We start from the raw sequence: 18,950 nt of genomic DNA on the forward strand, positions 1-18,950 counted from the left end.
ACGTGCGGGGCGCCGTGCTGGCCCTGCTCACCGAGCGGCCGATGCACGGCTACGAGATGATCCAGGAGATCGACTCCCGCACCGGCGGGGCCTGGCGGCCCAGCCCCGGCTCGATCTACCCCACCCTCCAACTGCTGGAGGACGAGGGCGTCATCGTCGCCACCGACGGGTCGGGCGGCGGGCGCAAGCGGTTCGACCTCACCGACCAGGGGCGCGCGGAGGCCACCGAGGCGGCGCAGACCCCACCCTGGGGGGAGTTCGCCGAGAACACGGTCAACAGCTGGCACGACATCCGGGACGCCGGCGCGCAGGCCATGAACGCGCTGCGCCAGGTGATGATGACCGGCACCGACGACCAGCGCGAACGGGCCGCCCAGGTGCTCGACGAGACCCGCCGCAAGCTCTACGCCATCCTCGCCGAATCCGAGTGACCACCGACCCGCGTACGCGCAGAGGGCGGCCCTCCCCCACGGGGACGGCCGCCCTCTGCGACGGTGCGTCGGAACGTCAGTGCACGGTGACCCGGGGGCCGGGGACCATGTCGCGGAGCTCCTCGGGGATCTCGGCGCCCATCTCGTCGGCGATCCGCAGCGCCTCCTCGATCAGCGTCTCGACGATCTGCGCCTCCGGGACCGTCTTCACGACCTGGCCCTTGACGAAGATCTGCCCCTTGCCGTTGCCCGAGGCGACGCCGAGGTCCGCCTCGCGGGCCTCACCCGGGCCGTTCACCACGCAGCCCATCACGGCGACCCGCAGCGGCACCGGCAGCCCCTCCAGGCCGGCGGTGACCTCCTCGGCCAGCTTGTAGACGTCGACCTGGGCCCGGCCGCAGGACGGGCAGGAGACGATCTCCAGGCCCCGCTCGCGCAGGCCCAGCGACTCCAGGATCGCGTTGCCGACCTTAATCTCCTCCACCGGCGGGGCCGACAGCGAGACCCGGATGGTGTCGCCGATCCCCTCGGCCAGCAGCGCGCCGAAGGCCACCGCCGACTTGATGGTGCCCTGGAACGCCGGGCCGGCCTCGGTCACGCCCAGGTGCAGCGGGTAGTCGCACTGCTCGGCGAGCTGGCGGTACGCCCGGATCATCACCACCGGGTCGTTGTGCTTGACCGAGATCTTGATGTCCCGGAAGCCGTGCTCCTCGAAGAGCGAGCACTCCCAGAGCGCCGACTCGACCAGCGCCTCGGCGGTGGCCTTGCCGTACTTGGCGAGCAGCCGCTTGTCCAGCGAGCCGGCGTTGACGCCGATCCGGATCGGCACCCCGGCGTCGCCGGCCGCCCTGGCGATCTCCTTCACCTTGTCGTCGAACTGCCGGATGTTGCCCGGGTTGACCCGGACGGCCGCGCAGCCGGCGTCGATCGCGGCGAAGACGTACTTCGGCTGGAAGTGGATGTCGGCGATCACCGGGATCTGCGACTTCTTGGCGATGGCCGGAAGCGCCTCCACGTCGTCCTGGCTGGGCACGGCGACCCGGACGATCTGGCAGCCGGACGCGGTCAGCTCGGCGATCTGCTGGAGCGTGGCGTTGACGTCGGCGGTGAGGGTGGTGGTCATGGACTGCACCGAGACCGGCGCACCCCCACCGACCGGTACGGAGCCGACCATGATCTGGCGGCTGACCCGACGCGGGGCGAGCGGCGGCGGCGGTACGGGGGGCATACCGAGACTGACAGCGGTCACTTCAGCACTCACCTTGGGAAGAGCGTGATCGGGTTGACGACGTCCGCGGTGATGGTCAGCAGCGTGAACACGCCACCGATCAGGATCACCGCGTACGTGATGGGCATGAGCTTGAGGTAGTCGACGCGGCCCGGGTCGGGACGGCCCAGCCGGGCGAAGAGCCAGGACCGGGCCCGCTCGAACCAGGCGATGGCGATGTGCCCGCCGTCCAGCGGGAGCAGCGGCAGCAGGTTGAACACGCCGATGAAGAAGTTCAGCGAGACGAAGAGCATGAAGAAGATCAACCAGGCGTTGTTCTCCACGGCCTCGCCGCCGAGCCGGCTGGCGCCGACCACGCTGATCGGGGTGTCCACGTCCCGCTCGCCGCCGGTGATGGCGGTCCAGAGGGCGGGGACCTTCTGCGGGATGCGCTGCATGGCGTGCACGGTCTCCACCGCCATGGTGCCGGTGAAGTCCGCGGTCGCGCCGAACGCGCCGACCGGCCCGTACGTCAGCCGGGCCGGGGTGCTGGGCTGGAGCGCGACGCCGAGCGCGGAGACCGCGGCGGTGGCGCCCTTGGGGTCGTCCAGCGGCGGGCGCTGCACGGACGCGAGGTCGACGGTGGCGGTGGCCGGTGTGCCGTCGCGCACGTACTCGACGGTGGCGGTGCCCGGCTTGGTGCCGCGTACCACGTCCAGCATGTCGCCCCAGCTGCTCACCGGCCGGCCGTTGACGGCGGTGATCCGGTCGCCGTCGCGGAGCTGGGCCTTGGCGGCCGGGCTGGCCGGGTCGCCGGCCTGGCAGGCGCGGTTGGCGTTCTCCACCACCACGCAGGGGGCGAGGGAGACGACCGCGGGCTGGGCCCGGAACTCCTGCTCCGTGCTGGGGAAGTCCGGGTTGGGCAGGCCGGCGGACATGGCGATGACCCAGAGCGCGACCAGGGCCAGCGCGAAGTGGGTGATCGAGCCTGCGGACATCACGATCGTCCGCTTCCAGACCGGGTAGCGCCACATGGCCCGCGGCTCGTCGGCCGGGTCGACGTCGTCGTCCTGCGGCGTCATCCCGACGATCTTGCAGAAGCCGCCGAGCGGGATGCCCTTGACGCCGTACTCGGTCTCCCCCCGCCGGAACGACCACAGCGTCGGGCCGAAGCCGACGAAGTACCGGGTGACCTTCATCCCGAAAGCCTTGGCGGTGAGCATGTGCCCCGCCTCGTGCAGGCTCACCGAGATGAGGATCGCCAGGGCGAAGAGCACCACCCCGAGCAGGTTTGCCATCAAGCTCCTTCCACCGACGCCGCGATGATCTCCTGGGCGTGCGTTCGTGCCCACGACTCGGCGGCGAGCACGTCCTCGACGGTACCTGGTTCGGCGAAGTCCGGAGCGTCCTCCAACACCCGCTCGAGGGTGTCGACGATGCCGAGGAACGGCAGCCGCCCGGCGACGAAGGCCGCCACGCACTCCTCGTTGGCCGCGTTGTAGATCGCCGGCCGGCAGCGCCCGGCCGCACCGGCGGCCTTGGCCAGCGCGACCGCCGGGAACGCGGCGTCGTCCAGGGGGAAGAACTCCCAGGTGTGTGCCTTCGTCCAGTCGACCGCGGCGGCGGCCCCCGGCACCCGGTCCGGCCAGCCGAGGCCGAGCGCGATCGGCAGCCGCATGTCCGGCGGGCTGGCCTGCGCGAGGGTCGAGCCGTCGGCGAACTCGACCATCGAGTGGATCACCGACTGCGGGTGGACCATCACCTCGATGTCGGCATAGGGCACGTCGAACAACTCGTGCGCCTCGATCACCTCCAGCGCCTTGTTGACCATGGTGGCGGAGTTGATCGTGACGACGGGACCCATGTTCCAGGTCGGGTGGGCGAGGGCCTGGGCGGGCGTGACCTCGGTCAACTCGTCGCGGCGCCGGCCCCGGAACGGGCCGCCGCTGGCGGTGACCACCAGCCGCCGCACCTCGCCGCGGGTGCCGCCGCGCAGGCACTGCGCCAGCGCCGAGTGCTCCGAGTCGACGGGAACGATCTGCCCCGGCCGCGTCACCGCGGCCTTCACCAGCGGGCCGCCGGCGACGAGGGACTCCTTGTTCGCCAGGGCGAGGGTACGACCGGCGCGCAGCGCCGCGAGGGTCGGTGCCAGCCCGAGCGAGCCGACCACCCCGTTGAGCACCACGTCGCACGGCCATCCGGCCAGCTCGGTCATCGCGTCCGGCCCGGCCACGATCTTGGGCAGCTTGAAGTCGCCGGTGGCCCAGCCGCGCCGGCTCGCCTCGGCGTAGAAGGCGAGCTGGAGGTCCTGCGCGGCGGACGCCTTCGCCACCCCGACCGCCTCCACGCCCAGTTCGAGGGCCTGCGCGGCGAGCAGCTCGACGTTGCCGCCGCCCGCGCCGAGCGCGACCACCCGGAACCGGTCGGGGTTGCGCCGGACGATGTCGATGGCCTGGGTCCCGATCGAGCCGGTGGACCCGAGCAGGACGAGGTCGCGGGGAGAGGTCACCCGGCCATTCTTCCCCAACGGTGCTGAACGCCCGCTGGGAGCCTCACTCCCCGCCGTCCGGTTCCTCCACCGGCGCCTCCTCGTCGAGCAGATCGGCCGGGTCGACCGAGAACTCGAACGGCTGCCGCATGACGAAGGTGGTGCCGGCGGCTGCGGCGGAGAGCGGCCGATACTCCCCCTCGACCAGCTCGTGGAGGGCCAGCGCAGGAACCCGGTTACGCAGGTCGACCCGGAGGAAGAAGGGGAACCCCGGCCGCGGCGTACTCGCGACGCCGGTCGATCACACCGCTGCGGTGGTCGGCCGGCGACACGATCTCGCCGAGCAGGACCGCCGATGAGATGTCAATCGCCGTTCGGCCGCCTCCCGGAGTGCGCAACATGGCGAGATCCGGGATAAAGAGATCATCCCAGAGATGACATTGACCGAGTGGTAAGCCCACACGCGAGCCGATCGTCCCGCCTGCCGGAGGCGATAGGCGAGCTCCCGTTGCACCACCCGCCGGTCGGGCCCGCATCCGGGCGTGACCACGACGCAGCCACGCAGCACCTCCACGCGCGGGCCGAGTTCTCCGGCAACAGGTCGAGCGCTGCTCGTGCGGTCCACGCGTCGTCACACCGACCGATGCGGCCCGGTGGGCGCCTCATCGTCGGCAACTTCCATCCGCGCAACGTGACCAAGGCGCTGATGGACCACGTGCTGGACTGGCGGCTCGTCCACCGGACTGAGGAGGACCTGGACCGGCTCTTCCAGGCATCGGACTTCGGACGCCCGACCACCCGCGTGATGTACGAGCCCGAATCGATCAACCTGTTCGCCGAGTGTGTCAAAGACTGATGCGCCGGCCTGTCCCGCGTCAAGAACCTGGCTCAAGATTACGGTCATGCCCAGGGTGGATGAGATAGAGCTCGATGAGATCGGTGGATACTCCTACCCCTCACATCTTTATCCGTTTGTTGGCGGGATCGTAGAGCGGTCGCAGCGAGACCACGGCCGGGTAGGTCCAGGCGCCGATCTCGACGGTCCACTTGCCGGAATCGATCCACGCCTGATCGAGCGGCTGGCGTGCGTCAACCATCGCGAGGCCGACCGCCCCGCCGAGCGAGAAGCCGTACGAGGCCGCCCGGATGTAGCCGACCGGCGTGCCGTTGCGGAGCACGACCTCGGCGTGGAACATCAACGGTTCGGGGTCGGTGACCAGCACCTGCACGAGCCGGCGGGTGAGCGGCCCCTCGGCCTTCTTGGCCAGCACGGCCTCGCGGCCGATGAAGCCGCCCGGCTTGTCGAGCGCGACTGCGAAGCCAAGACCGGCTTCGAGGACCGAGTCGGTGTTGTCGATGTCGTGCCCGTAGTCGCGGTAGCCCTTCTCCATCCGCAGACTCGACAGCGCCTTGAGCCCGGCATGCCGCAGACCCACCGCCCGGCCCGCCTCGACGAGCCGGTCGTAGACGTGCACGGCCTGCTCGGCGGGGACGTAGAGCTCATACCCCAGTTCGCCGAGGTAGGTGATGCGGATGCAGAGCACGCGGGCGAACCCGAGGTCGATCTCGCGCGCCGTGCGGAACGGGAACGCCTCGTTGGACATGTCCTGCGTCGTCACCGACGCCAGCAGTTCCCGCGAGCGCGGTCCCTGGATGTTGATCTGCGCGTAGCCACCCGAGACGTCGGTGACGAACGCGTGCGCGTCCCCGAAGTGGCGGCGCATCCTCGCTTCGACGTGCCGGTGCGCGGTGTCCGAGGCAACGACCCAGAACCGGTCGTCCCCGAGCTTGGTAACCGTGAGGTCGGCCTCGAGCGTCCCGCCCTCGTTGAGCCACTGCGTGTAGGTGATGACGCCCGCCTCGCCGTCGACGCGGTTGGCGGAGATGCGCTCGAGTTCGCGTCCAGCGTCGCGTCCCTGCACGAGGAACTTCGACATGAACGACATGTCCATGAGGATCACGCCTTCGCGGGCGGCGCGGTGCTCGGCCTCCCAGTACGGGAACCAGTTCTGCCGCCCCCACGACAGCGCATCGACCTTCGGCTCGACACCCTCGGGCGCGTACCAGTCGGCACCCTCCCAACCGCTCACGTCCTTGAAGTACGCGCGCTGCTCGACGAGCCGGTGGTGCAGCGGGGAGAGCTTCGCATTGCGAGCGGTCTGCATCGAGCGGCCCGGGTAGTGGCACTGGTAGACCATGCCGAGCGACTCGACCGTGCGCGTCGCCCGGTACTCCGGGTTGCTCTGGTAGGCGTGCAGCCGGTCGATGTTGATGCCGGTGACGTCGATGTCCGGTCGGCCGTCGACGATCCAGTGGGCGAGTGCGCGACCGATCCCGCCCCCCGTCAGGATGCCGATGGAGTTCAGCCCGGCCGCCACGAAATAGTTCTTCAGCTCGGGCGCCTCGCCGACGATCGGCTGCAGGTCGGGGGTGAAGCTCTCGGGCCCGCAGAAGAACTTGCGGACGCCCACCTCCATCGAGACCGGGATCCGCTCCATCGCCTTTTCCAGGTATGGCGCCATCCGGTCCCAGTCGGGCGGTAGCTCCCCGAACGAGAAGTTGTCGGGGATGCCCTCGATCTTCCAGGGCGCGCAGACGGTCTCGAAGAGCCCGAGCATCAGCCCGCCGCCCTCCTCGCGGAAGTAGCCGTACGACGCCGGGTCTTCGAGTACGGGCAGGGATCCGTCGACGCCCTCGACGGGCTCGGTGATCAGGTAGTAGTGCTCGGCCGCCTGCAGCGGGATGTTCACGCCCGCAGCCGCGCCGAGCTGGCGGGCCCACATGCCCGCGCAGTTGACGACGTACTCGGCCTCGATGTCGCCGTACGGCGTCCGTACGCCTGTCACCGCGCCGCCCCGCCGCAGCACGCCCGTGGCCGGGACGCCCTCCAAGATCTTCACCCCCTTCATCCGGGCGCCCTTGGCGAGCGCCATCGTGACGTCCACAGGGTTCGCCCGGCCGTCCTGCGGCACGTAGAAGCCGGCGAGCAGGTCGTCCGTGCGGGCGAGGGGGAACAGCTTCTTGACCTCGCCCGGCGAGATCTCGTGAACGTCGACTCCGCAGTACCGGTTGAACGCCGAGACGCGGCGGTATTCCTCCAGGCGGCCCGGTTCGGTCGCGAGTTCGATGAAGCCGACTTGCTTCAACCCGGTGGCGAGCCCGGTCTCGGCCTCGAGTCGGGCGTACAGGTCGCGGGTGTACCTGCGCATCTCGGTGGAGGTCTCGGACGTCGAGCCGAACGTGACCATCAGCCCGGCCGCGTGCCATGTGGTGCCGGACGTCAGTTGGTCGCGTTCGAGCAGCACCACGTCGGTCCACCCGAGGTGGGCGAGGTGGTACGCGACGGAGGTCCCGATGATCCCGCCGCCCACCACGACGACGCGCGCACGATCTGGGACGCCGCTCGGCGCGGGGCCGCTCTTGGGCGGTGTCGGCAGGGTCATGGTCGCTCCGATCCTGATTGACGAGTTCGCCAGGCGCGTCGATTATGGCCGTCCCGACCGCGCGCACCGCCGTCGGCCGGTCACCTCGACAGGTCTGTCCGATCCTGGACCGCTACCCCTAGACCCGCAGCGCCGCGAACCAGTGCCTCGTCATGCAGCCTTGAACGGGTAATCCGGGTGGCGGATTTTGGATCCGGTGGCGAATCCGGATTTCGGTTTGGCGCGGTGGTTGCGCCAGCGGATGTAGTCGCCGATGGCGGCGTCCTGCTCGGCGTGGCTGCGGTGGTCGGTGCCGTTGAGCGCGAAGTAGCCCACTGCGGCGAACTCGGCTTCGATCCAGTTCAGCCGGGACGCGTAGGTCGGCAGGAACACCAGTTCCACCAGGTTGGCTTCGAGGCCGGTGCCCCGGTACGGCAGGAACAACTGGCGCAGGTGCCGCCGGTACGGGCGGTGAAGCGGACCCGATCGGGGGCGCCGTCGAAGCGGATCAGCACGGCGCCGACGATAGGGCCGCAGCTCGCCTGCACACCCCCTGTTCCAGGCATGGGCGCGCGGCGGAACCGGTCAGTCGGGACGGTTGAGAACGAAGGTCTCCAGTTCGGCGCCGCCGTACCAGTCGGTGCGGACGCCGAGATGGGTCATGCCGAGCCGGCGGGCCACCGCCGTCGACGCCTCGTTGCCCGCCATCACCACCGCGTAGACCTGCCGGGCGCCGTCGGCGAACTCCCGGTCGAGCACCGCCCGGGCCGCCTCGGTGGCGTAGCCGTGCCCCCAGGAGTCGGGGTGCAGGTGCCAGCCGATCTCGATGTCGTCGGTGGGGGTCACGCCGTCACGGCCCGGCAGCGGCTTGAGCAGCACGCTGCCCGCCGGCCACGGGAGGGGCGGCTACTTCCGGGGCTTCCCGGGGCGTCACAACGGGTCGTTCCGGAACTTGGGCGGCAGGCTTCCCGGACAGCACCAGCTTGGAAAGCCCCATGAACGCGAGGGCCGGAACGGCGGACAGCAACCAGCCGGACAGGCCCGGCTTAGCCACGGCACCTGGCTGGTCACATGGCCGGCTGGACCCCGGCGCACGGCATGTGCGACCGGGAAATCCCCTGCCCGTTGGACTACCCGCACCGTCACCGCATCCAGCCCCGTACGGCCGTTGCTGCCGCCGTGGCGGCACGGGCGGGAGGTGGCCGCCTCCGTGGTGCTGGGGGCCTGCGACCCGTACCGGCTGATGGACCTGCTGCCCGACGGCGCGCTCCCGGCGCCCCTGGCCGAGCGGATGGCGGCGGTCCGGCGGCCCGGCACCACGCTCAAGCTCAACCTGGCGCTGACCGGGCTGCCCCGCTTCTCCTGCCTGCCGGCGGACGCGCCGAGCCCGTTCGGCTCGACCATCCACCTGCTGCCCGGCTCGGCGTCGCTGGTGGGGGCCGGCGGCGAGTCGCCGATGGCGGCGCTGCGCGCGATGTGGGCGGACGTGCAGGCCGGCCGGCTGCCCGAGGAGCCGACCATCGGGTGGTACCTGCACACCACCGTCGACCCGTCGCTGTCGGACCCGGCCGGGCACCACTCCTCGGCGCTCTTCGTCCAGTCGGTCCCCTACGAGCTGGCCGGCACAACCTGGGACGAGGCGCTGCCCGGCTACGTGTCCCGCCTGATCGAGATCTGCGAACGCTACGCCCCCGGCGCCGGCGACCTGATCGCCGACGCGGTGCCGCTCCCGCCGCCCGGCATCGAGGCGCACTTCGGCATCACCGGCGGCCACATCCACCACGTCGACAACACCGTCTCGTTCACCGACCGGATGCCGTACGCCACCGGCGTCGACGGGGTCTACGCCGGCAGCGCCGGCTGCCACCCCGCCGGCAGCGTCATCGGCGCCGCCGGCCACAACGCCGCCCGCCGCATCCTCACCGACCTCGGTCGCTGACCTCCCCGCCGCCTTCGGCGGAGAATCGGGGCAGGTCGCCGGGGCGGCGGATGAGGGAGAGGCCGACGAGCAGCAGGTAGAGGAAGAGGCTGAGGATCGGGTCGACGAAGACGAAGGCGAAGGCGATCAGATAGAGCGGTGGGCGCAGCAGCAATCGCCGCGCGACCGCCCGGGCCAGCCGGGGATCCAGGTCGGGGTGGAGCAGCCGGTGCCGCCGAGCCCACCACCAGCTCAGGTTGAAGAAGAGCGACTCACCGAGCACGGTGCCGACGTAGAGGGCGGCGGTCAGCCGTTGCTCGGCCGCGCTGCCGCGCAGGTTGTCCGAGAGCAGGTCGGCGGTGAACGGGATCGCGGCCACGAAGAGCAGCAGGAGCAGGTTGAACACCAGCAGCACCTGATCCACCCGGACCACGTACCGCCACATGTTGTGGTGGCCGAGCCAGATCTGGCCGGCGATCCCGAAGGTGATCACGTACGCCAGGTAGGACGGCCAGGCGTGGGCGAGGGCGTCGGGGAGCTGCCTCCCGCCGGCCCTGGCCGGGCCGTACTGGAGCAGCTCGACGGCCATCACCGTCAGCACGACCGCGAAGATCCCGTCGCTGAACGTCTCCACCCGGGACGGGTCCCGGGCCATCTCCCGGTCCCGCCGGTACCGGTACTCCCTCTCTTCTCCGCCTGCCGCCGTCACGCCCCGCCCCGCTCTCGCTGGTGTCCGGTCGGTGCCGGTCTGCGACTTTCGCCACCCACCACCACTGCATGATCGCGCAGGGAGGGGCCGCGCGGGCGCGGATCGGAGGTGCGGCCGTCGCGCCGTCGGCGCGCCGGCCCGGTCGTCAGCTGAGCGCCTCGCCGGCGGGGGCGGGGGTCTGCTCGTCGGCGCGGTGGGCGCGGATCTTGTGGCCGACGCTGGTGAGGCAGCGACCGCTGGACAGGTCGAACCTCCAGCCGTGCAGCTGGCAGGTGAGCTGCTCGCCCTCCACGATGCCGAACCGGCTCAGGTCCGCCTTCAGGTGCGGGCAGCGGCGCTGCACCACCCAGCCGTCCAGCGTGATGTCCTCGGCGTCGACGGCCCGCTCGTGCTCGTCGTACCAGCCCTCGGCGTACTGGAGGCGCTCCTCGGAGAGGCACTTGAAGAAGGCGTAGACGAACTCGTTGTACTGGCCGATCCGGGCCGCGGAGAAGCGGCAGGAGAGGAAGAGCGAGTTGACCCAGTCCACCTCGCCGATGTGCAGCAGGTGCTCGATCAGCGCCCGCTCGGTACGGAACCGGTAGCGCACCTTCTCGTCCGCGTACGGCCGGACCTCCTTGCCCAGGAAGTCGACCACGATCGACTCGACGCTCTCCCCGTCGTAGCCCACGAGGTCGAAGCGGACCGGGCCGCCCACCCCCTTGGCCAGGTAGATCGACTCGTCCAGCAGGGGCTCGATCCGGCGCTTCATCTCGCCGAGCACGTCCACCTCGGGGTGCCGCCAGGACGCCTTCTCCGCCTCGATGACCGAGCGCTTGCGCTCCCGCATCTCCTCCAGGTGGGCGACCTTGTCCGCGAAGAACTCCTCCACCGGCACCGGGTGGGTGGTGGTCGCGCCCTCGGTGGTGATCTCGGCGACGCTGCCGGGCAGCAGCACGATTCCGTTGGTGCCGCCGACCTTGGCGTACTCCGCCATGAAGACCGACTGGTCGGGGAAGATGTTGCCCTCGTCGCCGTGGATGTCGTTGAACTGCCACAGCGCGTCGTCGAGGAAGCAGGGCGGCCCGGCGATCGGGAAGACGTGGTCGGCCTTGAGGTCGTCGATGTAGCGCCAGGTGCGGTCGAACTGCCGGTCCCGCTTCTGCTTGCCGAACGCGGTCTTGGCCGCCTGCGGCAGCTCGTAGACCATCGGATACCAGATCGCGCCGGAGAACTGGAGCAGGTGCGCGTGCACGTGGCCCAGCTCGGCGAAGACGGTCAGGTCGGTCGGGCGGGCGTCGTTCTGGTTCAGCAGCCGGACGCCGTCGTACTCCACCCAGAGCGAGGAGTCACCGATCGGGCCGTCGGTCGGGCTGGTCAGCGCCTGGATCATGATCTTCAGGCCGCCGGGCAGCTCCACGACCTGCTCGTTCGGCGCCTTGAGGAACTTCGTGAAGCCCAGCTCCCGCAGCTCGTCCTCCATCTCCGAGGTGGGGAACTCGGGGAGCAGGACGGTCGCGTCCTTCGAGATGCGGTCGCGCAGGTGCTTGGCGTCGAAGTGGTCCCGGTGCAGGTGCGAGACGTACAGGTAGTCGACCTGACCCAGGGTCTCCCAGTCCAGCAGCGAATTGTCCGGAAAGGGGAACCAGGAGGCGAAATAGGCCGGATTGACCCACGGGTCGCACAGGATGCTGCCCGCGGCCGTGTCGATCCGCATGCTGGCATGTCCCGTACCGGTCACTCGCACCGCAGTCCCCCTCAAAAAGACAATCAAGGTGTACGTCAAAGACGCTACCTGAGGCAGTGTGGTCGCCGACCCGCGACGCCGCTAGTGCCGATCCGCCCCGCCGACCCGGGTCCGACGACCCTGGCCGGATCAGCCCCCGACCGTGCCGGTCCACCTCCGCCGCTCCGGCGCGGCCGCCCGCCAGCTCTCCAGCAGGGCGGGGATCTCGTCGACCGGGGCGGCCAGGCTCACCCGCTGCTCGCCGGTGACGGCGTGGTCGGCGTCGTGGTTCAGGGTGTCCTCGCTGCAACAGGTGCAGATCGCCGCGAAGCTGCTCCACGGCTCCGCCCCGTAGTCCCGCTCTTCGAAGACCGCGACCAGGGCGCGCACATCGTCCGCCCGGGCCACGTCGACCCGGACCACCGAGGTCGGGAGCGCAGACCCCCGCCACAACAGCAGCTCGTCGAAGACGGGGTAGCTACGGCCGTCGACCTCCCGCCGCCCCTTGGGTTCGCCGTCGTGCACCACGATCTCGCCGAACCGGCGACCCGACTCCGGCGTGGGCACGCTCAACACCCGGGCCCGGGTCGGGCAGAGCCGGCGCGTCCAGACCACCTCGGCGGGCCCGGTCGGGTTGAGCCGGACCAGGCCCGGCCCGAGATCCTCGGCGATCTCGCCCTCGCCGTCGGGCAGGTCCACCCCGAAGCCCCGCCAGGCGTCCCGGGCGGTGGCCCAGTCCTCCATGATCGTCGCCGCGATGCCCAGGTTCCAGAACGCCGGGTCCTGGCTGTCCCGCTCCGCCCGCGCCGCCGCCTCCCGGCCCAGCTCGTACGCCTTCGCCCAGTTGCGCAGGAACTTGTGCGCCAGCGCCGCGTCGTACCACCAGATCCCGGCACCGGAGTGGTCCGGGTGCCGCCGCGCCAGCCGCTCCAGCAGCTCGGCGGCGACCGGCCAGTTCTCCGCCTCCCACGCCTCGTACGCCGTCTTCAGTACCTCACGGTCGTCCGCGCGGGTCATGCCGTCCCCCAGACAGGTCGGACCCTGCGCCGGGGCCGGCGCGGGGCGTGCCAGACTAACCGGAGATCCGATCGCGAGGGAAGGACCGACAGTGGCAGGAAGCGAGCCGGTAACCGCGCCAGATCAGCACAAGCCCGGGCACCGCAAGTCCGGGCGGATCGGGGCGGTGCTCTCGGCGGTGGCGTTGGTGCTCATGGCGCTCTGCGGCAACCACGAGGGCAAGGTCGAGGACATCTGGCTGGTCGGGCTCGCCGTGCTGCTGCTGGCCATCGTCATCGGCGACTCGGTGCTGCGCCGCAACGGCCTGCGGCACTGACCCGGCCCGGCACCCAGGACCAGCAACGCGCGAAGGCCCGCCCCCGTCGGGGGCGGGCCTTCGTCGTCGTACGGGCTCAGCGGCCGAAGAGGATGTCCTGCACGTCCTTGAGGGCGGCGTCGACCTCGGCTTCGAAGTAGCCACCGGGCACCAGGCCGAAGCGCAGGGTGTCCAGGTCCTTCGGGTTGACCGGCATCGGATTGCGGCCCTGCATGCCGCCGAGCAGGCTTTCGAAGAAGCGGTCCACCTGGTCCGGGTCGTAGCCGCTGCCGAAGCGGCGCACCTGGAAGCTGCGCCGGATCTGGTCGACCCGGTAGAGGTCGCTGCCGGGCGGGCCGGCCATCGGGGGGCCGACCATCGGCGGGCCACCGACCGGCGGACCGGCCATCGGCGGACCCCCGCCCATGCCCTGCTGCGGCAGGGCCGGCGGGCCGGCCGGGCCACGGCCGCGCATGTCCCGCAGCTCCCGCTCGGACATCCGGATCTCGGCGGTCATGTCGGCACGCCCGTGCCGGCCGGCCTCGAAGCCGTCGAAGCGCTGGTCGTCCTGGCCGTACCCGCCCGGCTCCTGGCCGTATCCGCCCGGGCCCGGGGGCAGGCCGCGCGACGGCGGGCCGCCGTGTCCCATCGGGGCGCCCGGACCCATCGGGCCGGGGCCACCCGGGCCGCGCGGCGCGTCGTACCCGCCGCGGGGGGCGTCATACCCGCCGGCGAAGGCGCCGGTCGGCTCGTCGTACCGGCCGTAGCCGGCGGGCGGGCCGGCCTGCGCGGGCATCGCCCGGGGCGGCATCGGCGGCTGCGGCACCGGCGACAGGCCGCGGTCGTCGCGCATCGGCGGGCCGAGCCGGTCGGCCATCCGGGGGTCGCCGCCCCGCCCGCCGGGGACGCCGCGCTCCTCCAGCTCGGCCAGCTGCCGCTCGACCCGGTCCAGGTGCAGGTCTACCTGCCACTCGTCGTAGCCGTTGAAGCGGACCCGGAAGACGACGTCGTGGACCTCCTGGGAGGCCACGGGCGCGCCGACCGGCTGGCCGGCGAGGGTCGCCTCGACCCGGTCCAGGAAGGCGTCCACCTCGTCGACCTTGTATCCCCGGCGGAGCGCCTTACGCCGGAAACGCTGACCCTGACTCGCCACTATGTCTCCTGGTCTCGTTCGCTACGCCCGGTCACGCCGTTGCTTCCCACGGCGGGTCGGTGTCCCTGTCCTCGGCGGCGGCGAGCTGCCCACACGCGCCGTCGATTTCGCGTCCCCGGGTGTCCCGCACCGTGGTCGACACCCCGGCGTCGCGCAACCGCCGGACGAACTCCCGCTCGACCGGCTTCGGGCTGGCGTCCCAGCGGCTGCCCGGAGTCGGGTTGAGCGGGATGAGGTTCACGTGGGCCAGCTTGCCGGCCAGCAGCCGTCCGAGCAGATCGGCTCTCCACGGCTGGTCGTTCACGTCCTTGATCATCGCGTACTCGATCGACACGCGACGCCCCGTCGTGGCCGCGTAGTCCCACACCGCGTCCAGCACCTCGGACACCTTCCAGCGCTGGTTGACCGGGACGAGTTCGTCGCGCAGCTCATCATCGGGGGCGTGCAGCGACAACGCAAGAGTCACTGAGAGGTCTTCGCTGGCCAGTCGGCGGATGGCCGGAACCAGCCCCACCGTGGAAACGGTGATGTGGCGCTGGGACAGGCCGAGCCCCTCGGGGGCGGGGGCGACCAGCCGGCGGATCGCCCCGACGACCCGCGAGTAGTTGGCCAGGGGCTCGCCCATGCCCATGAAGACGACGTGCGACAGCCGCGGCGGCGACCCGGCGACCGCGCCGGAGGCGGCCACCCCGGCCAGGTAGACGGCCTGGTCGACGATCTCGGCGGTGGAGAGGTTGCGGGTCAGCCCGGCCTGGCCGGTGGCGCAGAACGGGCAGGCCATGCCGCAGCCGGCCTGGCTGGAGATGCAGACGGTGACCCGGTCCGGGTAGCCCATCAGCACGCTCTCCACCAGCGAACCGTCGTGCAGCCGCCACAGCGCCTTCCGGGTGGCCCCGTCGTCGCAGGCCAGCTCGCGTACCGGGGTGAGCAGGGTGGGCAGCAGAGACCCGGCGAGCCGCTCCCGGGTGGCCGCCGGCAGGTCGGTCATCTGCGCGGGGTCGCGGACCAACCGGCCGAAGTAGTGGTTGGAGATCTGCTTGGCGCGGAAGGCCGGCTCACCGAGCTCGGTGACGAGCGCCTGCCGACCCGGCAGGTCCAGGTCGGCGAGGTGACGGGGAGGCATCGCGGGCCGGCGGCCGCGGGCGTCGGGGTCTACGGAGATCAGTGGCAGGCTCGTCATGGCGCGTCCAGTCTGACACGCCGGGAGCGGGACGCCGCCGTCCGTCCGTGCCGAATCGGCCCCGACCGCGCGGAGGAGGCGCGCCAGCCGACGTGATTCATGCCTCAGCCCACCACCGGCACGAGGACCGCCAGCAGCAGGTACGCCGTCGGCACCGCGAAGAGGATCGAGTCGAGCCGGTCCATCAGGCCGCCGTGCCCGGGCAGCAGGTTGCTCATGTCCTTCACGCCGAGATCCCGCTTGATCATCGACTCGGCGAGGTCGCCGAGGACCGCCGCGCAGGAGATCGCCACGCCGAACAGCGCGCCCCACCAGGGGGGCACGTCGAACAGCAGCCAAATCAGCAGGGCACTGCCGGCGGCCGCCGCGGTGACCGACCCGGCGAAGCCCTCCCAGGACTTCTTCGGGCTGATCGAGGGCGCCATCGGGTGCTTGCCGAACGCCACGCCGGCCGCGTACCCGCCGGTGTCGGAGAGGACCACGGCGACCAGGGTGACCAGCACCCGCAGGCGGCCGTCCCCGGGGGCGGCGGCCAGCATCGCCGCGAAGCCGCCGAGGAAGGGCACGTACACCGCGATCAGGGTGGCCGCGGTGAGGTCGCGCTGGTAGTTGCCCGGGCCGTCGCCCAACCGCCAGATCATCGTGCCCAGCACGGTGACCAGCAGGCCGAGGCTCAGCGCGTCCGGGCCGGCGAACCAGGCCAGGCCGACGGTGATCGCCCCGCCGGCGACCAGCGGGACCAGCGGCGGATGGGCCCCGCCACGGCGCACCGCGCGGGCCATCTCCCAGGTGCCGACCGCCACGGCGGCGACCACGACACCGAGGAACGCCGGCGGGTAGAGGAAGAGCGGCACCAGGATCGCCGCGCCGAGGCCGACCCCGACCGCGATCGCGGCCGGCAGGTTCCGGCCGGCCCGGCTGGGCGCGGGCTGCTGGGTGGGCGGCCGGTCGGCGCTGGCCCGCCGCCGCCCCCGGGAGGGGCGGCCCGACGGCCGCTCGGGTTCCGGGTCAGGTTCGTCCCGGATCGGGGCGATCTGGGCGGTCGGGTACTCGTCGTCCGGCGGGCCGGGCCGGTCTCCCCACGGCCCGCCCCCGGGGTGGCCCCGGTCCAGGCCGGCCGGATGGCGCGGGCCGCCGTCGCGCAGATCCCGCTCGTCGCGACCGGCAGGGCGGTAGCCGGCGCGGTCGGGCCCGGCGTCCCGGTAGCCGGCGCGGTCGGGCCCGGCGTCCCGGAAGCCAGCACGGTCGGGCCCGCCGTCCCGGTAGCCAGCACGGTCGGGCCCGGCGTCCCGGAAGCCGGCACGGTCGGGCCCGGCGTCCGGGAAGCCGGCGCGGTCGGGCCCGGCGTCCCGGAAGCCGGCGCCCCACCGGGGGCCGTCGTCAGGGTCGGCGTCCCGGTAGCCGCGGTCGGCACCGTGGATCCGGTCGTCGGGGTGGCCGAGGTCGGCACGGTCGGGGACCCGGCGACCGGGGGCGGCGTCACGCCGGTCGCGGTACGGGTGGCCCGGGCCGTCGGGGGCCCGGTCCGGGCGGCCGTTGGCGCGGCCGGGACGCTCGTCGTACGGGCCGGGCCGACGGCTGGCGACGTCCGGCCGGGCGTACGGGTCGCCGGCCGGGCCGGGATACGGGTCGGCCGCGGGTCGGGCCCGGCCGGGCGGCTCAGCGTACAGCTCGGGGTTGGCGCCCGGACGACGCCACGGCCCGGGCTCGAGGTCAGACTCGGGCCAGGGCAGCGCGGGCGGACGGTCCGGTCGGTCCCAGCCGCGGGGCTCGGCAGCGCCGTAGGGGTCGGGGTGGGACATCACGCACCGAGCGAACGCGGTACGAGTTCCACCACTTGACGCAAGACCAAGACCATCCCCTACAGGCGTGACTGTTCCGGTTGACCGGCGCGACGGCCGGCCGATCCCCGCCGTTCACCCCGTGGTGGGGCGGGAATCGTGCCGAGCCTACTGCACCCGGGAACCCGGCACGGCGGACGATGGCCCACCACGACGACGGCACCGGGTCCACCACCCGGGCGGGTGGCGGCACACCGGCGCCGTGACGGTCGTCGGGCGGCTCAGACCTCGAGCAGCTCGGCTTCCTTGTGCTTGACCAGCTCGTCGACGGTGGCGACGTACCGCTGGGTCAGGTCGTCCAGGTCCTTCTCCGCGCGGCGGCCCTCGTCCTCGCCGACCTCGCCGTCCTTGACCAGACGGTCCAGCTCTTCCTTGGCCTTGCGGCGAATGTTGCGGACGGCCACCTTGGCCTCCTCGCCCTTGTGCCGGGCGACCTTGATCATCTCGCGGCGCCGCTCCTCGGTCATCTGCGGGAGCAGGATGCGGAGCTGGTTGCCCTCGTTGTTCGGGTTGACGCCGAGGTCCGAGTCGCGGATCGCCTTCTCCATGGCGTTGATCTGCGAGTTGTCGTACGGCTTGATGATCACCATGCGCGGCTCGGGGACGCCGATGGACGCCATCTGGGGCAGCGGGGTGGGGGTGCCGTAGTAGTCGATGATGACCTTGGAGAACATGGCGGCGTTGGCGCGACCGGTGCGGATGGCGCCGAACTCCTCCTTGGCGTGCTCGACCGCACGCTCCATCTTCTCCTCGGCCTCGAGGAGGGTGTCGTCGATCACCGGTCTCCTCGCCTCCTTCTGTTGCTCGTCGTGGGCTCTGCTGATGTCGTGTCGGAGGACCGCCGGCCGCGCCGGCGGGGCGCTCAGGCGGTGATCAGGGTGCCGATCTTCTCACCGCCGACCGCCCGGACGATGGTGTCGTCGCCCTGCGCGCCGAAGACCAGCATCGGCAGGCCGTTCTCCATGCAGAGGCTGAACGCCGCCGCGTCGGCCACCCGCAGGTTGCGGCGCAGCGCCTCGGAGAAGGTGATGGTGTCCAGCTTGCTGGCGGTCGGGTCGACCCGGGGGTCCGCGGTGTAGACCGCGTCCACGCCGTTCTTGCTCATCAGCACCACGTCGGCGCGGATCTCCAGCGCCCGCTGGGCGGCGACCGTGTCGGTGGAGAAGTACGGCATGCCGGCGCCCGCGCCGAAGATCACCACGCGGCCCTTCTCCAGGTGCCGGATGGCCCGCAGCGGGATGTACGGCTCGGCGACCTGGGCCATGGTGATCGCGCTCTGCACCCGGGTCTCGATGCCCTCCTTCTCCAGGAAGTCCTGGAGGGCCAGGCAGTTCATCACCGTGCCGAGCATGCCCATGTAGTCGGCCCGGGCCCGGTCCATGCCGCGCTTCTGCAACTCGGCGCCGCGGAAGAAGTTGCCGCCGCCGACCACCACCGAGACCTGCACGCCGCGGCGGACCACGGTGGCGATCTGCCGGGCGATGGCCTGCACGACGTCCGGGTCGACTCCGATCGCGCCGCCGCCGAAGACCTCGCCGGAGAGCTTCAGCACCACCCGGCGGGCCCGGCCGGGCGGTGGGCCGG

General features: G+C 71.9%; 16 protein-coding genes and 2 pseudogenes. 4 read left to right on the forward strand and 14 right to left on the reverse strand.

Annotation, left to right across the window (positions count from 1 at the left end; all coding sequences use genetic code 11):
• On the forward strand, window positions 1-431 hold a 431-nt coding region (locus DKT69_RS30055; RefSeq protein ID WP_109804822.1), incomplete at its 5' end, for a PadR family transcriptional regulator.
• Between the two features lie 76 nt (window positions 432-507).
• On the opposite strand, the gene ispG is transcribed toward DKT69_RS30055, so the two are convergent.
• From ispG to dxr, 3 genes are read right to left on the reverse strand one after another with little or no spacing between them, the layout of a single operon-like run.
• Entirely contained in the window at window positions 508-1,680 is a 1,173-nt protein-coding gene (gene ispG / locus DKT69_RS30060) for a flavodoxin-dependent (E)-4-hydroxy-3-methylbut-2-enyl-diphosphate synthase (RefSeq protein ID WP_109804823.1), read from the reverse strand.
• A gap of 8 nt (window positions 1,681-1,688) precedes the next feature.
• Complete coding sequence (locus DKT69_RS30065; RefSeq protein WP_109804824.1) at window positions 1,689-2,936, reverse strand: M50 family metallopeptidase; 1,248 nt, start codon at window positions 2,934-2,936, stop codon at window positions 1,689-1,691.
• Window positions 2,936-4,147: a 1-deoxy-D-xylulose-5-phosphate reductoisomerase gene (dxr, locus tag DKT69_RS30070; protein WP_109804825.1), complete on the reverse strand. Its 1,212-nt coding sequence runs from the start codon at window positions 4,145-4,147 to the stop codon at window positions 2,936-2,938. Before dxr ends, DKT69_RS30065 begins: the two co-directional genes overlap by 1 nt.
• A 670-nt stretch (window positions 4,148-4,817) precedes the next feature.
• On the opposite strand from dxr, the gene DKT69_RS38625 reads away from it, so the two are divergent.
• Window positions 4,818-4,982, forward strand: coding sequence for a hypothetical protein (locus tag DKT69_RS38625; RefSeq protein ID WP_161557984.1), 165 nt, complete (start codon window positions 4,818-4,820; stop codon window positions 4,980-4,982).
• Between the two features lie 100 nt (window positions 4,983-5,082).
• Here the strand turns inward: DKT69_RS38625 and DKT69_RS30080 are convergent, their stop codons facing one another.
• From DKT69_RS30080 to DKT69_RS30090, 3 genes and pseudogenes are all read right to left on the reverse strand, one after another.
• Entirely contained in the window at window positions 5,083-7,569 is a 2,487-nt protein-coding gene (locus DKT69_RS30080) for a GcvT family protein (protein WP_109804827.1), read from the reverse strand.
• Window positions 7,570-7,719: 150 nt separating this feature from the next.
• Complete coding sequence (locus DKT69_RS30085) at window positions 7,720-7,941, reverse strand: transposase (RefSeq protein ID WP_109804836.1); 222 nt, start codon at window positions 7,939-7,941, stop codon at window positions 7,720-7,722.
• Window positions 7,942-8,133: 192 nt separating this feature from the next.
• Window positions 8,134-8,436, reverse strand: a pseudogene (locus DKT69_RS30090) (GNAT family N-acetyltransferase); the annotation flags it as partial.
• A 160-nt stretch (window positions 8,437-8,596) separates the two neighbouring features.
• Here DKT69_RS30090 and DKT69_RS30100 point away from each other — a divergent pair.
• Window positions 8,597-9,487 (forward strand): annotated as a pseudogene (locus DKT69_RS30100) (phytoene desaturase family protein); the annotation flags it as partial.
• On the opposite strand, the gene DKT69_RS30105 reads toward DKT69_RS30100, so the two are convergent.
• From DKT69_RS30105 to DKT69_RS30115, 3 genes are all read right to left on the reverse strand, one after another.
• Window positions 9,468-10,121 (reverse strand): TMEM175 family protein, encoded by a 654-nt coding sequence (locus DKT69_RS30105; RefSeq protein WP_109804828.1) that lies wholly within the window; start codon window positions 10,119-10,121, stop codon window positions 9,468-9,470. The pseudogene DKT69_RS30100 and the gene DKT69_RS30105 overlap by 20 nt on opposite strands.
• A 199-nt stretch (window positions 10,122-10,320) precedes the next feature.
• Entirely contained in the window at window positions 10,321-11,901 is a 1,581-nt protein-coding gene (locus DKT69_RS30110; protein WP_109804829.1) for a Rieske 2Fe-2S domain-containing protein, read from the reverse strand.
• Between the two features lie 129 nt (window positions 11,902-12,030).
• Entirely contained in the window at window positions 12,031-12,897 is an 867-nt protein-coding gene (locus tag DKT69_RS30115) for a tetratricopeptide repeat protein (protein WP_109804830.1), read from the reverse strand.
• 91 nt (window positions 12,898-12,988) lie between these two features.
• Between DKT69_RS30115 and DKT69_RS30120 the strand changes: the two genes are divergently transcribed.
• Window positions 12,989-13,213 (forward strand): DUF2631 domain-containing protein, encoded by a 225-nt coding sequence (locus tag DKT69_RS30120; RefSeq protein WP_236648443.1) that lies wholly within the window; start codon window positions 12,989-12,991, stop codon window positions 13,211-13,213.
• Window positions 13,214-13,289: 76 nt separating this feature from the next.
• Here the strand turns inward: DKT69_RS30120 and DKT69_RS30125 are convergent, their stop codons facing one another.
• From DKT69_RS30125 to pyrH, 5 genes are all read right to left on the reverse strand, one after another.
• The gene (locus DKT69_RS30125; RefSeq protein ID WP_109804832.1) at window positions 13,290-14,345 is read right to left on the reverse strand and encodes a DivIVA domain-containing protein; all 1,056 of its coding nucleotides are present in this window, start codon (window positions 14,343-14,345) and stop codon (window positions 13,290-13,292) included.
• A gap of 31 nt (window positions 14,346-14,376) precedes the next feature.
• Window positions 14,377-15,525 (reverse strand): dual-specificity RNA methyltransferase RlmN, encoded by a 1,149-nt coding sequence (gene rlmN, locus DKT69_RS30130; RefSeq protein ID WP_109804833.1) that lies wholly within the window; start codon window positions 15,523-15,525, stop codon window positions 14,377-14,379.
• Between the two features lie 104 nt (window positions 15,526-15,629).
• Window positions 15,630-17,327, reverse strand: coding sequence for a phosphatidate cytidylyltransferase (locus DKT69_RS41245; RefSeq protein WP_201749932.1), 1,698 nt, complete (start codon window positions 17,325-17,327; stop codon window positions 15,630-15,632).
• A gap of 260 nt (window positions 17,328-17,587) precedes the next feature.
• Window positions 17,588-18,145 carry a ribosome recycling factor gene (frr, locus tag DKT69_RS30140; RefSeq protein WP_109804834.1) on the reverse strand — a complete coding sequence of 186 codons (558 nt, stop codon included), beginning with the start codon at window positions 18,143-18,145 and terminating at the stop codon, window positions 17,588-17,590.
• Between the two features lie 83 nt (window positions 18,146-18,228).
• On the reverse strand, window positions 18,229-18,950 hold a 722-nt coding region (gene pyrH / locus DKT69_RS30145), incomplete at its 5' end, for a UMP kinase (RefSeq protein WP_236648444.1).

It is taken from the genome of Micromonospora sicca (assembly GCF_003172935.1).
In the GTDB taxonomy this organism is placed as follows: Bacteria; Actinomycetota; Actinomycetes; order Mycobacteriales; family Micromonosporaceae; genus Micromonospora; species Micromonospora sicca.

Bases quoted from the DNA above. Each gene is read 5' to 3' on its own strand.
- DKT69_RS30080 (WP_109804827.1), bottom strand. From the start codon at position 7,569: ATGACCCTGCCGACACCGCCCAAGAGCGGCCCCGCGCCGAGCGGCGTC.
- DKT69_RS30105 (WP_109804828.1), bottom strand. From the start codon at position 10,121: ATGGCCCGGGACCCGTCCCGGGTGGAGACGTTCAGCGACGGGATCTTC.
- rlmN (WP_109804833.1), bottom strand. From the start codon at position 15,525: ATGACGAGCCTGCCACTGATCTCCGTAGACCCCGACGCCCGCGGCCGC.
- DKT69_RS30115 (WP_109804830.1), bottom strand. From the start codon at position 12,897: ATGACCCGCGCGGACGACCGTGAGGTACTGAAGACGGCGTACGAGGCG.
- DKT69_RS30065 (WP_109804824.1), bottom strand. From the start codon at position 2,936: ATGGCAAACCTGCTCGGGGTGGTGCTCTTCGCCCTGGCGATCCTCATC.
- DKT69_RS41245 (WP_201749932.1), bottom strand. From the start codon at position 17,327: ATGTCCCACCCCGACCCCTACGGCGCTGCCGAGCCCCGCGGCTGGGAC.